The organism is Vibrio sp. SNU_ST1 (assembly GCF_030563405.1).
Classification (GTDB): Bacteria; Pseudomonadota; Gammaproteobacteria; order Enterobacterales; family Vibrionaceae; genus Vibrio.
In genome coordinates, this window is record NZ_CP130749.1 from 1,266,852 (window position 1) to 1,283,370 (window position 16,519).

General features: G+C 44.4%; 15 protein-coding genes, 1 pseudogene and 1 riboswitch. Of the genes and pseudogenes, 10 read left to right on the forward strand and 6 right to left on the reverse strand.

Annotation, left to right across the window (positions count from 1 at the left end):
• Positions 1-13: 13 nt before the first annotated feature.
• Complete coding sequence (locus Q5H80_RS19875; RefSeq protein ID WP_304569857.1) at positions 14-760, reverse strand: phosphatase PAP2 family protein; 747 nt, start codon at positions 758-760, stop codon at positions 14-16.
• Positions 761-1,143: 383 nt separating this feature from the next.
• A riboswitch (FMN riboswitch) is annotated at positions 1,144-1,294 on the forward strand.
• Positions 1,295-1,641: 347 nt separating this feature from the next.
• Here Q5H80_RS19875 and ribB point away from each other — a divergent pair.
• The 6 genes and pseudogenes from ribB to Q5H80_RS19905 form a co-directional block, all read left to right on the forward strand.
• Positions 1,642-2,298: a 3,4-dihydroxy-2-butanone-4-phosphate synthase gene (gene ribB, locus Q5H80_RS19880; RefSeq protein ID WP_017054827.1), complete on the forward strand. Its 657-nt coding sequence runs from the start codon at positions 1,642-1,644 to the stop codon at positions 2,296-2,298.
• Between the two features lie 311 nt (positions 2,299-2,609).
• Positions 2,610-4,145, forward strand: a complete 1,536-nt coding sequence (locus tag Q5H80_RS19885; protein WP_304569859.1) for an ABC transporter substrate-binding protein — start codon at positions 2,610-2,612, stop codon at positions 4,143-4,145.
• Complete coding sequence (locus Q5H80_RS19890) at positions 4,138-5,151, forward strand: ABC transporter permease (RefSeq protein ID WP_304569860.1); 1,014 nt, start codon at positions 4,138-4,140, stop codon at positions 5,149-5,151. Before Q5H80_RS19885 ends, Q5H80_RS19890 begins: the two co-directional genes overlap by 8 nt.
• Positions 5,148-6,026, forward strand: coding sequence for an ABC transporter permease (locus Q5H80_RS19895; protein ID WP_304569861.1), 879 nt, complete (start codon positions 5,148-5,150; stop codon positions 6,024-6,026). The genes Q5H80_RS19890 and Q5H80_RS19895 overlap by 4 nt, the downstream gene beginning before the upstream one ends.
• Positions 6,023-7,483, forward strand: a complete 1,461-nt coding sequence (locus Q5H80_RS19900; protein WP_304569862.1) for an ABC transporter ATP-binding protein — start codon at positions 6,023-6,025, stop codon at positions 7,481-7,483. Before Q5H80_RS19895 ends, Q5H80_RS19900 begins: the two co-directional genes overlap by 4 nt.
• An 88-nt stretch (positions 7,484-7,571) precedes the next feature.
• A pseudogene (locus Q5H80_RS19905) lies at positions 7,572-7,832 on the forward strand (hypothetical protein); the annotation flags it as partial.
• A gap of 133 nt (positions 7,833-7,965) precedes the next feature.
• Here Q5H80_RS19905 and Q5H80_RS19910 read toward each other — a convergent pair.
• Complete coding sequence (locus Q5H80_RS19910) at positions 7,966-8,862, reverse strand: LysR family transcriptional regulator (protein WP_304569863.1); 897 nt, start codon at positions 8,860-8,862, stop codon at positions 7,966-7,968.
• 155 nt (positions 8,863-9,017) lie between these two features.
• Here Q5H80_RS19910 and Q5H80_RS19915 point away from each other — a divergent pair, with 155 nt between their 5' ends.
• A complete protein-coding gene (locus Q5H80_RS19915; RefSeq protein WP_304569864.1) occupies positions 9,018-9,656 on the forward strand; it encodes an NAD(P)-dependent oxidoreductase in 639 nt (212 codons plus the stop codon).
• 77 nt (positions 9,657-9,733) lie between these two features.
• Here the strand turns inward: Q5H80_RS19915 and Q5H80_RS19920 are convergent, their stop codons facing one another.
• Positions 9,734-10,387 carry a cupin domain-containing protein gene (locus Q5H80_RS19920; RefSeq protein WP_304569865.1) on the reverse strand — a complete coding sequence of 218 codons (654 nt, stop codon included), beginning with the start codon at positions 10,385-10,387 and terminating at the stop codon, positions 9,734-9,736.
• 135 nt (positions 10,388-10,522) lie between these two features.
• A complete protein-coding gene (locus Q5H80_RS19925; protein ID WP_304569867.1) occupies positions 10,523-11,290 on the reverse strand; it encodes an SDR family NAD(P)-dependent oxidoreductase in 768 nt (255 codons plus the stop codon).
• A 105-nt stretch (positions 11,291-11,395) separates the two neighbouring features.
• Here Q5H80_RS19925 and Q5H80_RS19930 point away from each other — a divergent pair, with 105 nt between their 5' ends.
• Entirely contained in the window at positions 11,396-11,734 is a 339-nt protein-coding gene (locus Q5H80_RS19930) for a helix-turn-helix domain-containing protein (RefSeq protein WP_004733017.1), read from the forward strand.
• 71 nt (positions 11,735-11,805) lie between these two features.
• Here Q5H80_RS19930 and Q5H80_RS19935 read toward each other — a convergent pair whose 3' ends face one another.
• Positions 11,806-12,711, reverse strand: a complete 906-nt coding sequence (locus tag Q5H80_RS19935; RefSeq protein WP_304569873.1) for a LysR family transcriptional regulator — start codon at positions 12,709-12,711, stop codon at positions 11,806-11,808.
• Between the two features lie 218 nt (positions 12,712-12,929).
• On the opposite strand from Q5H80_RS19935, the gene Q5H80_RS19940 reads away from it, so the two are divergent.
• On the forward strand, positions 12,930-13,649 hold the full coding sequence (locus Q5H80_RS19940) for an SDR family oxidoreductase (RefSeq protein ID WP_102559799.1): 720 nt from the start codon (positions 12,930-12,932) through the stop codon (positions 13,647-13,649).
• Between the two features lie 220 nt (positions 13,650-13,869).
• Here the strand turns inward: Q5H80_RS19940 and ompW are convergent, their stop codons facing one another.
• Entirely contained in the window at positions 13,870-14,517 is a 648-nt protein-coding gene (gene ompW / locus Q5H80_RS19945; protein ID WP_304569876.1) for an outer membrane protein OmpW, read from the reverse strand.
• A gap of 400 nt (positions 14,518-14,917) precedes the next feature.
• Here ompW and glgC point away from each other — a divergent pair, with 400 nt between their 5' ends.
• Complete coding sequence (gene glgC / locus Q5H80_RS19950; protein ID WP_304569877.1) at positions 14,918-16,138, forward strand: glucose-1-phosphate adenylyltransferase; 1,221 nt, start codon at positions 14,918-14,920, stop codon at positions 16,136-16,138.
• Positions 16,139-16,519: the final 381 nt, after the last annotated feature.

The window sequence follows — 16,519 nt, forward strand, 5'->3', positions numbered from 1 at the left end:
GCAAGTTTATTACTCATTTGCTATCTCTCAGAAACCTCGGTAACAAGGGTTCTATTCTTTGCGTCGGAATCAGTGGCACCAATAGGTAGATCAAACCGGCAAAGGCGATAGACGCTGCTAAGTCTTCAGGGCGGTGCATACCAAGCCAAACTCGGCTATACGCGACACCACCAGACCAAATCAGCAAACTGCCCACCACATAGTAGCGCTTCGCTTCTAGGAACAAGCCGCCAAAGAACGCTAGACACACGCCAACGAAAATCATGTGCCCAGATGGGAAAGAATAGTCAGTCTCACCTAGCCAATGACGTGTTCGCCACTCACTCACCTTATCTTTCACGGATGCAATCGCTGCGTTCTTTTCTACCAATGGCAGTTCGTAAAACAGCTCTGGCATTTCAACAACTTCTTGCGTCACCAAATACTCAGAATAAGGACGCGGGCTTTCCGTAGAATGCTTTAAGAAGGTTTTTGCTGCAAAACTGAGAACCAACAACAAGCCGAGCTGCAGACAAAGGCTGACCAGCTTAGCTTTAGAAAATTTCATCGTGAGCAATACCAAAGACAAAACAGCTAGCGTTACCAAAAATCCTTGATTACCCGCTGAGTAAGTCACAAACGTTATGAATGCGCCTTGGAAAGGCGAAACCGCAGCTCCAAGGTCAAAATTAGATCCAAAGATCAAAAACGGTACGAGAGAAGACAAACTTAGAACGAGCAGTAATAAGCCTTTGGATTTGTTAGAGAACAGAGAAGTCATGGCTAAGATCTTTTAGATAAAGTGGTCGGATGCTATCGCAGCTTAGCATCGTCAATATCAATTTTATGTCAAAACGGTCAGTCAGCCGTCATGGTGTAACAATATTCGATTAATGGACCTCTTGAGTATTGATTCGGTGAACAGCCACGCCAGCATCAATAATGTTCGACATCCACTTATGTTCATAGAGCAACAAAGACCACTCAAACCAGCTGAGACAAAGGCATTATCCCACTAAAGACTGCCGGACACGTTCTGCTGATAAAGTGAACACTTACCCGATTATAAGGCCGGAATCTGAAAAACTTTGCTGTCAGTCCTTTAAATCCACTATTGAAAGGATTACCATCTGGTCTGCTTTCAAAGCAAAACAGATTATTAATTTTTATTCTCAGGGCGGGGCGAAACTCCCCACCGGCGGTATGTTTTTAGCAAAATCTAAAGATAAGCCCGCGAGCGCTCGATTCGTCGAGGTCAGCAGATCTGGTGAGATGCCAGAGCCGACGGTCATAGTCCGGATGAGAGAGAATGAAAACACACTCGTTTAAGTTGGAAAGGTGTACCTATTTATTAGGTTCATGCCTCCAACTTAGGCGGGTGCATTTCGTTTTGGATAAAACCATAATGAGCTAATACCAATCACAGTAAATAAATGATCAGAGATAGCGCAGGAAAAACGCTTGAGAACAAGGCAAAATTTTTCGATAAGTAGTTATTCTACAGTCAAAAATTCTAACGCCGTTATCAAGGATTTTAACTAGCTAGAATGACCAGTTGTTTACTACGATTGGTACAAGCCTCTTGTAATGAGTAGGCTTTGTTGTGCTCGGTTGAGATCCCTCATACAGCCCTGATTCTGGTGATATTTTAGGAGTTTAACCATGAATCAGTCTTCACTACTTGCCGAATTTGGCGAACCAATCACTCGCGTTGAAAACGCACTACAAGCTCTACGTGAAGGTCGTGGCGTACTTTTACTCGATGATGAAGATCGCGAGAACGAAGGCGACATCATCTACTCAGTAGAACACCTAACTAATGCGCAAATGGCGCTTATGATCCGCGAATGCAGCGGTATAGTGTGCCTGTGTCTAACTGACGAGCAAGCGAATCAACTTGAACTTCCACCTATGGTTGTTGATAACAATAGCGCAAACCAAACTGCGTTTACCGTAACTATCGAAGCGAAAGTTGGCGTAACGACAGGTGTTTCTGCCGCTGACCGTGTAACAACGATCAAGACTGCTGCAAACCCAACAGCTAAGCCTACTGACCTTGCTCGCCCTGGCCACGTATTCCCACTACGCGCTCGTAAAGGTGGTGTACTTGCTCGCCGCGGCCACACAGAAGGCACTGTGGATCTTATGCAAATGGCTGGTCTTCAATCGGCAGGTGTACTTTGTGAAGTAACCAACCCAGACGGCACGATGGCAAAAGCGCCAGAGATCGTGGCTTTCGGCAAACTTCACAACATGCCAGTGCTGACCATTGAAGATATGGTGATGTACCGCACTGAGTTCGACCTAAAACTGGCTTAGTGCTTAGTATCCCGATATTTACTCAAGCGCATTGACCTAAATAGATTTAGGCTCACCAATTGAGCAAAGCTTATTTTAAACAGCGCATAGTGACTGTCACTCAAACAGCTTTTACAGCTGATTGATACCGTCAAGTAAACCCTGTTAGCGTCTGAATAGCATCCCAAAATTAGAGCCTCACTGATTTCAGTGGGGCTTTTTTCATACTCACGTCCGATAAAAAACCGAGCCAATTAGCAACTATTATCATTAACAACGAACAATTGCTATGTTATAACATACCAATAATTACTCATAACTAGGACAAAAGCATGAAAAAGCTTGCCGCACTGGCGCTACTTTCCATCAGTGCACTACTCATATGGATATTTTTACCATCAAAAGAAACACAACCAACAACGCTCAACATTTCTGGTCCCTTCGAATTTACCGACCAAGATTTGTCTAAAAACGGCTATTTATTTACACGGTTACAAGTCGTTGAAGCGCTTACTGCTATCGATAAGTCAGGCAACATCACACCTTTATTAGCGAAAGAATGGACAACTAGTGCAAACAATTTACGCTGGGAATTTACATTGCGCCCAGACGTTGTTTTCCACGATGGTTCACCGCTTACCGCTCAAGCTGTTCAAACTTCTCTTTCTCACGCTTTAAAAAAACCTGGCGTATTAAAGCGAGTACCCATCAAAGAAATATCGGCTTCAGATAACCTTCTAGTGATAGAGCTATCTCAACCTTATCGACCATTACTGGCAGTGTTAGCGCATTACACAGCGGCGATTGCAGCACCAAGTTCGTTTGATAAACAAGGGAATATGGCACAACTTAGTGGTACCGGCCCTTATAAAATCCAAGAGTTACAAGCACCTCATAAAGCGCATGTTGTAAAAAATGCTGACTACTGGGGCACAAAAGCCTCGATTGAAAATGTTCACTACCTTGCAGGTCATCGCTCTGAAAGCCGTGCTTTATTGGCACAGACAGGTCAAGCCGATCTGGTTTACACACTCGATCCAGCCAGTATCGACCTACTTGAGTCAGCAAAGAATGTTGAATTAGTGATGGAGTCTATCCCCAGAACGATCCTAATTAAGTTGAATAATGAACACCCACTTTTGAATCATTCAGATGTGCGTCAAGCTATCAGTTTAGCTTTGGACCGAACGGGTATTTCAAAACAAATCGTCCGCGTCCCAGGCTCTGAAGCCTATCAACTGTTTGCCCCTTCTCTTGGCGCATGGCACATCAATAACCTTGAGCAAACTCAGCGCAATATCGACCAAGCGAAAACATTACTCGCAGGGCAAGGTTGGCAGGAAAATGAGGAAGGTCTCCTTTCGCGAGAAGGCAAAACATTCGATATTACTTTAACTACCTACTCAGATAGACCAGAGCTGCCTATCGTAGCTACCGCGATTCAAGCTCAGCTTAAAGAAGTCGGCATTCAAGTGAATGTTTCTATCGATAACTCAAGTGCAATTCCATCAAAGCACAAAGACGGCACCTTAGAAATGGCGCTCGTGGCACGTAATTTTGGCACTACGGCGGATCCCCTAGCCTTACTAATGCGCGACTTTGCTAGCCATAAAGGCAGTGACTGGGGACCAATGAACTGGTCTTCTGATGAGTTCAGCAGCTTACTTCAACGTCTATCGGTTGAACCAAACCAAGAACAATATAATCTAATGACTCAAGAGGCTTCATCCATATTAGCGGAAGAAATGCCACTGATTCCTGTGACTTTCTACACGCAATTAGTCGCGGTTAATGAACGTGTTAACAACTTCTCTTTTGACCCATTTGAAATCAACTATCGCATCTCAGAGATGACGATTAATGATTAATATCTTAATCCGAAGAGTACTCCAAGCCGGCTTTGTGGCTTGGAGTATCGGAACACTCACTTTCATTTTAATGCGTTTACTACCCGGCGACTTTGCTTTTCGAATTGCAGCGGGTCGATACGGGTACGATTATGTGGATGCAGATGCGGCACAAGCGGTTTACCAAGAGCTAGGGCTTAATCGCTCTGGCTTGCAGCTATATCTCGAATGGCTATGGGATCTTCTCCATTTTGATTTAGGAACATCATTGATTAGTGGTACCCCCGTCATTGATGAAATCAGCCACCAGCTCGGACACTCCATTTTATTGGCAGTAGTCGCGACCGTCATTTCTCTTCTCATTGCCATCCCAATCGGCATTTATTGTGGAAAGCGGACCGACTCTTTTGTAGACCACTTCTCACTATTAGGTTCCATCATCTTAAGAGCTCAACCTGTATTTCTAATAGGTTTAGCCTTGGTGATTATATTTGCGTTACAGCTGAATTGGCTTCCTGTGGCAGGCTTTGGTCGAGTCGAGTTTATCATTTTGCCCGCCCTCGCCTTAGCACTATCGCTGGCTGCAATGTCTAGTCGTCTTATAAGAAATGCCACTCATGATGCCATCACAGCACCGCACTTTTTATTCGCTCGTTTAAAAGGACTCAGTGAGGCGCAAGCTTTTCAGCATCACGCTCATAAACACATCGCTTTACCTGTTATTACTTTTGTTGGTGTTCAAGCAACCGGGCTAATTGAAGGGATCATTATGATCGAGTCATTGTTCTCCTGGCCAGGTATTGGGCATGCATTGGCGCATGCGATTTTCCGTCGAGATATTCCAATGATTCAAGGTTCTGCGTTGCTGATGGGGCTTTTGTTTGTGGTCATCAATACCTTAGTCGATCTTGTTAACTACCAATTGGATCCAAGGCAACGCGCGAATAAGCCCTCTGCTTTATTTTCAAAATTTGCACCTAATAAACAACAAGCAGAACCCGAAAAAAAGAAGGTTAAGATCGTATGAATTTAACAAAGCCGCAATGGTTAGGTCTGATTATCTTAGCCGCCTTATTATGCCTAGTCATGCTAGAACGGACTGTCTATCAAGGTGATATTGCCAAGCAAAATTTAGACCTTGCATTCACAACGGCTTCTGTCGAAGAACCTTTAGGCAGAGACCATTTTGGACGCAGTAATTTGGCAAGATTAAGTCACGCCATCAGCACCTCACTTTCCATGGCATTAATCAGTATTACCACCGCAGCGTTGTTAGGGACGTCAATGGGAGTAATAGCCGGCTGGAAACAAGGATGGTGGGATAAAATCTTTTCATTCAACGTGAACATGATACTCGCCATGCCCGGCTTAATTCTTGTTTTACTTTTTGCGGCTATGGTTCCGGGATCATTCCTCATTCTATATATCGCCATATCGCTGATGCTGTGGGTGGATTTTTTCCGCGTGTCACGCAACCGAACGTTGTCACTCATTCAGTCGCCTGCAGTCGAAGCCTCTCGGCTTTATGGGTTCAACCACTGGTATATATTCAAGCGTCACTTGTGGCCAGATTGCCGAAATGATTTATTCACCCTGTTCTGTTTTGGTACGGGTAATTCAATACTGGCACTCGCGTCTTTAGGCTTTCTGCATGTTGGGCTCAAGCCGCCAGAAGCTGAGCTCGGCTTAATGATGGTTGAACTATTCCGTTACTACCACCAAGCCCCTTGGGTTTTGATTCAACCGATACTGACCGTTTTTCTTCTGGTATTAAGCTTTCATTTATTAGCTCAAGGAAAACGTCACACGCAATCCTCAAAAAAACATGCGCATAATGAACCAAGGTCTAAACAAGAAAAATTGCAATCAGGTAAACAAGCGGATAAAGGAGTAGCAGCATGAACGCAATGTTAAAAATTGAAAACCTGTCGATTCAAACTGATACTCAAACCTTAGTCCAGAGCTTAAGTTTAGATTTATATCCTCAGCGTCCGCTCACCATTTTGGGCGAAACTGGCGCGGGGAAAAGCCTAATCGCTGCAGCCGTCACGGGCACATTGCCTGATGCCTTAAAACCAGAGGGCGACATTACTTTGTTTGATGAGCTTAACCCTTTAAACCGAGAACGATTTTGGGGAAAAGAAATCGCATTATTACCTCAAGAACCTTGGTTAGCACTCAATCCGCTTCGTACTATAGGCGTGCAAATAGGCGAAGTCCATAAGCTGGTTTTAAACAAAGATCGCTCCCAGAGTGACACACTCACCCAGCGTGCACTTCAACAAATGGAACTGGATAAAGATGGAGGTAAACACCCATTTGAACTCTCGGGCGGAATGGCGCAACGTGCTGCGTATTTATGTGCGACTCAAGCCGGAGGCAAACTGTTAATTGCCGATGAACCCACAAAAGGCTTAGACGAAAGCCGACGTGATCACGTTGGGCAACTTCTCCTTTCTCACTGCCAACAACTTGAAAATGACAAACCCGGTGGCCTGCTCACCATCACTCACGACATTAAGCTGGCTAAAATATTAGGTGGTGACATCATTGTCATGAAAGAAGGGGAAATTGTTGAAAGAGGTGACGCTAAAGCCATTTTAGAGCAGCCACAAGCGGCCTATACAAAAGCGCTCATCCGAGCGCAACCTGAGTATTGGTCACTTGAGCAGCCAACTTCCTCGCAACCTTCAAATGAATCAGATAATCACGCAGCTCCCTCAGAGGCGAGCATACAAAGCGGACAGAAGCCACTACTTGAAGTTGAAGGTTTAACTATCTACCGCGATCAAATAACACTCTTTTCAGATCTAACATTCTCATTATCACAAGGTGAAATAGTAGGCATTTATGGTGACAGCGGATGTGGAAAATCTTCTCTTGCAGACACCTTACTAGGGTTGCACAACGACTTTTCCGGCAATATCGACTGGCTTCAAAAAATCGAAAAAGGACAACGCCTTAAGCTTTACCAAGATCCACCCAGTGCGCATTCTCCTCACACAACACTAAAAACGTTACTTAATGACTTATGTGCGCTTCACAAGCTAAACCGGTCCAAGATACCCGCACTACTAGATAGATTGAGCCTTGACTCTGCTTTGCTTGAACGTCCATCAAGCCAAGTATCCGGAGGAGAATTACAGAGGTTCGCAATTTTACGAGCGCTACTGATGAGCCCAAAACTGCTAATTGCAGATGAACCCTCATCACGATTAGACCCCATCACTGCAGCACAAACGCTAAAGCTGATTGTTGATGTATCGAAAGAAGCTAACTGCGGCCTAATGTTGATCAGCCATGATCAACTGGCTTTGAGTAAGCTGTGTAATAAAGTGATCGGCTTATCGCGCTATTGATTTATCGAGCTATTGATTTCTGGATCGATTGACTTATTTGGCTATCGACCTAAACGAGCTTCGCGGTTATCTGTCTTCTCTGTGGTACAAATTATCAATGACCTGTCCTATCAGTAGTGACTCACCGATTTGTACTCGTGCGATGCATGCATTCACAGAGATCGCATCGAGCAACGAATTAACCCAACCGACAGATAGCTTATACGAATTAACCAGTGATATTTCTAGCATCGTATCGCAAGTTTACGACCAAGTATTATCTGACATGACCAAAAGCTTGTATCAGCCTTTACCAGACACTAACGAAAAGGTGATAAATACCCGATTATCCGTACATCATCACATGTAAAGACTTCGTGAGAGGAGAGCGAGCTGGAACTCTGAATTATTGAGTTCAAATCCGATATCACCATTGATATCGGATTTTTGTATTTATATGGGCTTCTAAATTTCTATCGCTATGTATCATTGCCTATGAAGTTTCAAACATCCCCAGACTTGATATCGCTAGCCCAAGCTTCCGCGGCAAAATCAATGAACTGACGAACAACCGGAAGCTGATAGCTGCGAGATAGATACACAGCCCAAAGCACGCTACTCGGTGAAACAAAATCATCCAAAACTCGTTTCAGTTTACCATCCGCTATCAATGGATTCGCTAAGTCACAAGGTAAGCGAACAACCCCTTTTCCATGCTGTGCGGCGCGAGTTAATACCCCAACATCGTTGGCCTTGATAGTGCCAGACACCTCAACAGAATAATGCTGGTTATCCTTAACAAAATCCCACTTAGAGACACTCAAATGACGAAAGCAATTGTGCTGCCTGAGATCTTCGACCGTTTCAGGCTCACCATGTTTGTCCAAGTAGGCTTGCGAGGCACACACCACCGAATCAATTTCCATTAGCTTTCGTGCAATCAAGCTATCGTCAGGCTGATCGGTATAGCGAAGCGCAATATCAATTCTTTCATGCACCAACTGAGCAAAACGGTCGGAAGCAAACAGCTCTACAGTGATATTGGGGTGAAGATCCGTGAATTGCTCGACCACATCCAGCAACATGTTTTGAGTTAAGCCAATGGGTGCTGCAATTCGAATGGTTCCGGAAAGATCGTCGGTTTGATTGAGTGAAGTAAATTCTAGCTCTGCGGTTTCATGGAGTATCTTCTCGCAGCGCTGCAGCGCGATTTCCCCTGCCGCAGTCAAACTCACCTTTCGAGTGGTCCTGTGCAGTAACCTTTGTTTTAACCACCCTTCGATCTCTTGAACATGCCGTGAAACCTGTAAACGGCTCATGTCCAAATGCTCTGCTGCTTGAGTAAAACTGGTACAATTTGCGACTTCAACAAAGCTACGCATCGCCGTCAACCTGTCCATCACACTCTCCCTTACCGACTTAACCAAGCCTATTAGATAACTTTATAGATACAATCTACATCATTTTACGATATTTATCGCAACCTAGTGAGCTATTAGACTGCAATGGCTGTCGAGAAAACAGACTCAATAAATTAGATAATTGGAGAGACATTATGAAAATTGCAGTATTAGGCGCATCAGGTTGGATTGGTAGTCACATCGCTCAAGAAGCTCAATCTCGCGGACACGAAGTTGTTGCTGTTGTAAGAGATGCAAACCGCGTAGAAATCAACGATGTTGAGGTTCGTTCATTTGATTTACAAGATGAAGCGGCAAGTCTAGCGACCGCTTTCTCAGGCGTTGATGCGGTAATTGCTTCGATTGGTGGACGTGCTTTGGGTAATCACGACATCGTAAAAAGCACAGCGACTAAATTGCTGGCAACATTACCAAGCATTGGTATAGAGCGCCTACTTTGGGTTGGCGGTGCAGGCTCATTAGAAGTAGCACCAAGCGTTCCGTTAGTTACGGTTCCTGACTTCCCTGCGGATTACAAAAACGAAGCGCTAGCACAAGGTGAAGCTCTTGAAGTGTTCAAACAGTCTAACAGCGAGGTTAACTGGACGTTCATTAGCCCAGCAGCAGAAATCTTCCCGGGCGAGAAACTATCAACCTACCGTACAGGTGGCGACCAACTGCTAACCGACAAAGATGGCAACAGCAAAATATCCGTCAGCGATTACGCTATTGCGATGATTGATGAACTAGAAGCTGCCAAGTTCCCAAGCCAACGTATTGGTGTCGCGTACTAGTCAGCTCATATATAAAAACTAAAAAAGCCGCTTGTTCAAAACAATGCGGCTTTCTCATCTTTATATTGAGCATTCCTTTAATCCAACGGCAAGTGACCCGTTTTCACTAGAATAACCGTCTCTTCTTCCACATAAGGGAAATGCTCGCTCATGTGAGGGCTGCGCATCCATGTGTGTTTTGGATACTCGCCGTGCTCGTCTTTGAAAATACCCGACAATACAAAGATCTCTTCACCACCAAAGTGACGATGTGGCTGAAAACGTTCGCCAACCGGCCACTTCACTAACGCGACATGCTCGTGTTCGAATTCATGCAGTGGCATCACTTGTAAGCCACCAGTGCCCGGGAGCCACTCGGTTTCTAGAGTATTAATGCGAACTTGAGTTAAGTCCCTCGCATCAAACTGGTTGAGCTTAACCAAGATCGTGCAGCCATTTTTGCTTGATGGAGAATGTGCACTGCCCGGGGGATTACGGATATAAGTGCCTGCTGGGAAATCTCCAGTTTCATCTGAGAACACACCATCTAATACGAAGATCTCTTCGCCTTGTGGGTGCGGGTGCTCAGAAAACGAAGATTCAGGATCGTACTTCACAACACTGGTCGTGTGACCTGATTCTTTCTCTTCTCTTTCAAGCGGCTTGCGCCATACCCCTATAGCAGGGCTCGCGATCCAATCTAATGTCTCGGTTTCTATAACCAGTCTCTTTGAAAAGTCCATATTGAACATAATGGCGACCTTACTCTTGTTATCGTTTTAATTATTATTGTTGTCTTTCTCGTTTCTATTCTACGCGAATACTGATCAAGGAGGGCATCTCGCTGCTATTTTGCCTACGCGACAGCCACCTAAAAAGAATCCTAATTAATTGCGGCCAGCAATCACACCGCCATCAACATCCCAGATTGCACCCGTTACCCAATCTGCACTGTCTGACAGTAAGAAAGAGATACTATTGGCGATGTCTTTCGGCAGACCTACTCGACCAATTGGATGAAACGCATTAAAACCTTCTAGCACTTGATCCACTTCTTCAGGTTTGATGAAAGATTCGTAAATCGGCGTTTTAACGACAGCCGGAGAAACTGCATTAACACGAATATTGTGGTCCGCAAGCTCCATCGCCATATGCTGTGTTAAAGCGTGTAATCCAGCTTTAGCCATTGAATAGGCTGAAGATGGCGTCGCTTTGATTGCTTGCTTACCCCACATAGAACCAACGTTAACCACACTGCCACCGCCGTTCTTGATCATCAACTTGCTTATCGCTTGAGTAATGAAGAAGGTTGCTTTATTAAGCTGCATGTATTGCTCGTAATCAGATTCTTGGTGCTCAATAAACGCTTTAGGGTTGAAGTAACCTGCAGCATTCACAAGGTAACCAATACCTTCATCTAACGACTCAAGATGTTCGATAAGGCGGGATACACTCGCATCATCATAAAGGTTAGCTTGCCAGCCTGAAGCGTGACCTAACGATTGCAATTCTGCCACTGCTTTACCTAACTTAGTTGGGTTATTGCCGACCACCAACACATGGATGCTCTGAGCGACTAACTGCTTCGCTGTTTCAAAGCCCATACCGCTTGTGCCACCGATTACTACTGCAATACCATTTTTAGTGAAGTTCATTTTGTTATCTCCTAAGTCATGTGAACGTGGTAATCTTAGGCTTTGAACTAACACTATGAATAGTAAGTACAAATCGGTTAGGTAGGTACTTATTGGTACATCTTTATGAAAAATCAGGAAAACTTTTTTTCAAGAAAATCAGCGCCAGAGCGTTCCGCTCGTATGGTCGAAACCATCTACGGCTGTAAATGGTCGCTAACGGTTTACCAATTACTGGCAAATGGCATAAATCGCCCCGGTGAAATGGTGCGCTCAGTCGAAGGGTTGTCGACCAAGGTGTTGAATGAGTGTTTGAAGCGAAATGTGGAGTTTGGGATTTTAGATAAGCAGATGTTCAACGAACTGCCACCAAGAGTTGAATACCAAGTGACACCGTTCGGTGAGAAATTCTTGTTGATTCTAGACCAGCTGGAAAACCTACAAAACGAAATCGACGAGATGTAAGTTCAAGCCAGTCCAACTATTGCCAAAAAACGGAAGACAAAAGAAGGAAGACGGAAGACAGCACGCAGCGCTTAACTAACTGGCATTTGCTCAAAGCGACCTTTCACAAAATCAATGAAGGTTCGAATTCGGCTTGGTTGATAGCGGTCTCGATGGTAGATCGCTGAAAAGTCCACTTTCGGCACCACCCACTCATCAAACACCTGCAACAGTTGCCCGTCATTGAGTTCTTGTAAACAATAGATGGTTGGAACGCGAATAATTCCGTTACCTGATTTCGCACCCTGTACTAACACTCGTCCATTCTTACATTGCAGTCTGCCCGTCACATGCACATCGAGTGTTTTCTTTGTGTCATCAAGCGCTTGAAAGCTCCACTTACGCACCGAGCCCGTTAAGCAATCATGATGGACAAGATCCTTAGGGTGATTTGGCTTTCCTTTGCGAGTGAAATACTCGGGGCTGGCGAGTGTTCCCATTTCAATATCCAATAGCTTTCTTGCGATAAAGCCCGCGTCTTCAAGGCTTCCCATACGAAACGCGATATCGAATGCATCTTCAATCAAGTCAACTCGGTTACTACTAAAATCAAGGCTAATACTGATGTCTGGGTAGAGCTGCATAAACTCATTCACTAGATCCGCGATGATCACCTCACCCAAATAACCGCCAACACAGTTTACTTTTATGTCGCCACGTACTTCTTCGACGTCATCCACAGCAGCAATCAGAGCTTGGTCTATATTATCTAAGGCTTGTTCACATCTCGCGTACAGATCTTGCCCTGCGTGCGTCAATCTCAAAGTTCGAGTGGTGCGAATAAAAAGCGTCACACCCATCTGCTTTTCTAAGCTACTCACTTGGCGTGATACGTGGGAGCGCGACACGTCAAGCTCCTCCGCCGCTTTGGTGAAGTTACCTAAACGAGCGATAAGCACGAAGGAGCGAATATCAGACAGGTTAATTTGATTGAGCATGGTCGCCAGCTTACTTGTGAAATAAAAAAGTGATGAAGTTAATGGACTTATTGTTGCACCACAGCAACAGTGTTTCAAGTAAAGCGCTATATATCAACAATGATATTTTCCTTAATATACCTCCATCGCAACGAAGCAAGGCAACAAGCACTTGATTCGAATGCACTTAAACAATACGTCGTAGCCAACCGACGCAATAAAAGTACAGAGGAAATAAAATGAAAAAACTAATCGTAATTACAGGTGCAAGCTCTGGTATTGGTGAAGCAATCGCTCGTCGTCTAAGCGATGAAGGTCACCCTCTTCTACTTTTAGCTCGTCGTGTTGACCGCCTTGAAGCGCTTAACCTACCAAACTCTCTATCTGTGAAAGTAGACGTAACAGACAAAGCGTCTTTTGATGCAGCAATCGCACAGGGTGAAGAGAAATTTGGTCCTGTAGACGCACTAATTAACAACGCTGGCGCGATGCTTCTTGGTCAAATCGATACTCAAGACGCTCAAGAGTGGAAGACTATGTTCGATGTGAACGTAATTGGCCTTCTAAACGGCATGCAATCTGTACTTGCGCCGATGATGGAACGCAACACAGGTACTATCATCAACATCAGCTCTATCGCGGGTAAGAAAACATTCCCAAGCCACGCTGCTTACTGTGGTACTAAATTCGCGGTACACGCTATCTCTGAGAACGTTCGTGAAGAAGTAGCAGCTTCAAATGTTCGCGTTACCACTATCGCACCGGGTGCTGTAGAGACTGAGCTTCTGTCTCACACTACATCTCAAGAGATCAAAGACGGTTACGATTCTTGGAAAGAAGACATGGGCGGCGTATTGGCTGCTGACGATATTGCACGCGCGGTATCGTACGCTTACCAACAACCACAGAATGTATGTATCCGTGAGATTGCTCTAGCACCAACTAAGCAACAACCATAGAAGCTAATCTATCACGCATATATTCATGAAAATTAAATAGAAAGCGCCACTACTGAGTAAGTAGTGGCGCTTTTGTTTTCGTGGTAACGATGATTGCAATCGCCACATCAATTTTTACTCATGCATGATTTGCTTGCGTTGTTTATGAGGTTGTTGATCAAAAGAAAAAGCGCCCAAGCTGGCTGGTGCTTGAGCGCTTTTAACAAACTAAAGATGTTGATTAGAAGTTGTAACCACCACCGATCATGAATACCCATGGATCAATATCAACGTCTGTTGAGTACTGTTTCCCACCAGCCTTGTACTTGGCTGTAGTATCAATATCTGCGTACCAGACGGATGCGTTTAAAAACCAGTCGTCGTTGATCATGTAATCCATACCAACATTCGCAGCCAGTCCCCACGAATCATCAAGGGACAAGTCACTTAAACCAGCATCTTTAGCCGCACCACTAAGCTCTTCGTCAAAGAATACGGTGTAGTTAATACCAGCACCTACGTAAGGGCGGAGCTTGCTGTTTGCTTCGCCGAAGTAGTACTGAACCATCAAGGTTGGTGGTAAATGTTTTGTCTCGGCGATATCACCTAAACCACCATGGTTTGTAGAAATTGTATGGGAGAACGGCGTCGCTGCAAGAATCTCGAGACTGATGTTGTCTGTAAACATGTAGCCAAATGTCAATCCAAGTTGGGTGTTTGAATCCACACCAAATTTTGAACCCGATGTCTCCAAAACATCTCCACTGCTATCGTTAGGAGACACCATTGCGGCACCAGCACGGATGATGAAATCACCCTCTTTATGAGCAAAAGCACTAGTTGACATAAGAGCCGCAATAACCGCAATACCACATACTGTTTTTTTCATTATAATTTCCTTTTGAGGGCTTAATCGTTATTGGTGAATGAGTAATCATTTCTTATTTTGCGTGCAAGGTAGCATATAATAACCCTACTTTATTGATGGAAATCAATTTGTGAAAACTTGTGAGCACTTGTGTAAATTTACATCGACTCGATCACTTTATCGCTTCATTTTATTGACAGTTTTGTAATGCAACTTTCCCGTGCGTCATTTTGTTAATTTACCCCATTCATCTTGCCCGGATCTATTTGGATCAAAATAGAGCAAGCCAATACCTCGTACGCATCAACTTGGTGCAATCTCGCAGAATTCATTCTCATCTCGCTTAATATTCAATGAGTTACATTTGGCTCAACGCTTGCAGGTCTATGTTCATAATCATAAATACATTGAGGTTCTGACCATGCAAGACACTCTAACAATCGTTCTGGCCGGCGGTGTAGGCTCTCGGCTTTCTCCCCTTACCGATAACCGTGCAAAACCTGCGGTACCTTTTGGCGGTAAATATCGAATCATCGATTTCACGCTCGCGAACTGCTTACACTCTGGGCTGCGCCAAATTTTGGTGCTGACTCAGTACAAATCTCACTCTTTACAAAAACATTTAAGAGATGGTTGGTCGGTGCTTAACCCCGAGCTCGGCGAATACATCACCAATGTCCCCCCACAAATGCGTACAGGTGATAGTTGGTATAGCGGTACTGCCGATGCGATTTATCAAAACTTGTATCTGCTTTCTCGTAGCGAAGCTAAGCATGTAGTGGTGTTATCAGGCGACCATATCTATCGCATGGATTACGCGCCAATGCTCAAGCAACATAAAAAGAACGAGGCCGATTTAACCGTAGCGTGCATGGAGGTTTCGATTGATGAAGCCAAAGAATTTGGTGTGATGGAGATAGATGAGTCTCTTCAAATCAATAACTTTACCGAAAAGCCACGTTACCCTGCATGTGTCCCCGGTAGGCCGACTCGAAGCATGGCTTCAATGGGTATTTACGTCTTTGATAAAGAGGTATTAACACAAGCGCTACTGGCGGATGCCGAAGATCCGAATTCAAGCCATGATTTCGGTAAAGACATTATTCCTAAATTGGTCGGCAACAACAGTGTTTACGCGTATAAGTTTGGCGACGAAGAAGGCCGAGTGACCCAAGATGCGTACTGGAGAGATGTGGGTACTATCGACTCTTACTACCAGTCTAATATGGATCTGTTAAAGCCAGCCTCACCTATCGATTTATACCAACCAGATTGGGCGATTCGCACCTACGAGCCGCAACTTCCGCCTGCGCGAACCATTGCTTCTGTAGAAGGAAACCAAGGAATATTCATCAACTCGATGATAGCGAATGGCGTGGTGATTGAAGGAGGTTCGGCGCAAAACTCTATCTTCTTCCCTAAAGTGAAAGTCAGCAATGCCGCGATTGTGATTGATAGTATTCTGTTTGAAGATGTTGAGATTGGGAAAAATTGCCACATACAAAACTGCATCATAGATAAGAACGTCAAAGTGCCAGATGGCACCCAAATCGGTATTGATAACCTTGCCGACGCTAAACGCTTTCACATATCGACACAAGGCGTCATTGTGGTGCCCTCTTCTTACCAATTTGAAGAATAGCTATCGCTAAAACCAGATGGCGCTATAAGGGCAGCCAAGAGTTGCCTTATTCAATAGTCGCATTCACGGAGCTTTGCTTTTTTATATAAACCACACTTTTTATATCAACTGCCGTGATTTAAAAAGAAAGCATTATCGGCATCAAACTAGCAATGATTTATAAAACTTAAACTAGAATAAGTATTTGAGCTGACGTTTGGTTAAGGCGATAAAACCTAGGCTGGCAAGGTAGATTAGAGGAATGCTTCGCGAGTGAGGTATTTTTGAACATGTATTGAAAACACGAAACATAATATGCGATCAGTTCTTCGGACTTTCAAGGGAGTAAAGGGAGATTATTTGATAACACTGAAGTGAATCACACATGTGCTATTTCGCAGT

Coding starts and splice junctions, on each gene's coding strand:
- Q5H80_RS19890 (WP_304569860.1), top strand. CDS start 4,138: ATGATTAATATCTTAATCCGAAGAGTACTCCAAGCCGGCTTTGTGGCT.
- Q5H80_RS19940 (WP_102559799.1), top strand. CDS start 12,930: ATGAAAAAACTAATCGTAATTACAGGTGCAAGCTCTGGTATTGGTGAA.
- ompW (WP_304569876.1), bottom strand. CDS start 14,517: ATGAAAAAAACAGTATGTGGTATTGCGGTTATTGCGGCTCTTATGTCA.
- ribB (WP_017054827.1), top strand. CDS start 1,642: ATGAATCAGTCTTCACTACTTGCCGAATTTGGCGAACCAATCACTCGC.
- Q5H80_RS19915 (WP_304569864.1), top strand. CDS start 9,018: ATGAAAATTGCAGTATTAGGCGCATCAGGTTGGATTGGTAGTCACATC.
- glgC (WP_304569877.1), top strand. CDS start 14,918: ATGCAAGACACTCTAACAATCGTTCTGGCCGGCGGTGTAGGCTCTCGG.
- Q5H80_RS19885 (WP_304569859.1), top strand. CDS start 2,610: ATGAAAAAGCTTGCCGCACTGGCGCTACTTTCCATCAGTGCACTACTC.
- Q5H80_RS19895 (WP_304569861.1), top strand. CDS start 5,148: ATGAATTTAACAAAGCCGCAATGGTTAGGTCTGATTATCTTAGCCGCC.
- Q5H80_RS19925 (WP_304569867.1), bottom strand. CDS start 11,290: ATGAACTTCACTAAAAATGGTATTGCAGTAGTAATCGGTGGCACAAGC.
- Q5H80_RS19875 (WP_304569857.1), bottom strand. CDS start 760: ATGACTTCTCTGTTCTCTAACAAATCCAAAGGCTTATTACTGCTCGTT.
- Q5H80_RS19900 (WP_304569862.1), top strand. CDS start 6,023: ATGAACGCAATGTTAAAAATTGAAAACCTGTCGATTCAAACTGATACT.
- Q5H80_RS19935 (WP_304569873.1), bottom strand. CDS start 12,711: ATGCTCAATCAAATTAACCTGTCTGATATTCGCTCCTTCGTGCTTATC.
- Q5H80_RS19930 (WP_004733017.1), top strand. CDS start 11,396: ATGAAAAATCAGGAAAACTTTTTTTCAAGAAAATCAGCGCCAGAGCGT.
- Q5H80_RS19920 (WP_304569865.1), bottom strand. CDS start 10,387: ATGTTCAATATGGACTTTTCAAAGAGACTGGTTATAGAAACCGAGACA.
- Q5H80_RS19910 (WP_304569863.1), bottom strand. CDS start 8,862: ATGGACAGGTTGACGGCGATGCGTAGCTTTGTTGAAGTCGCAAATTGT.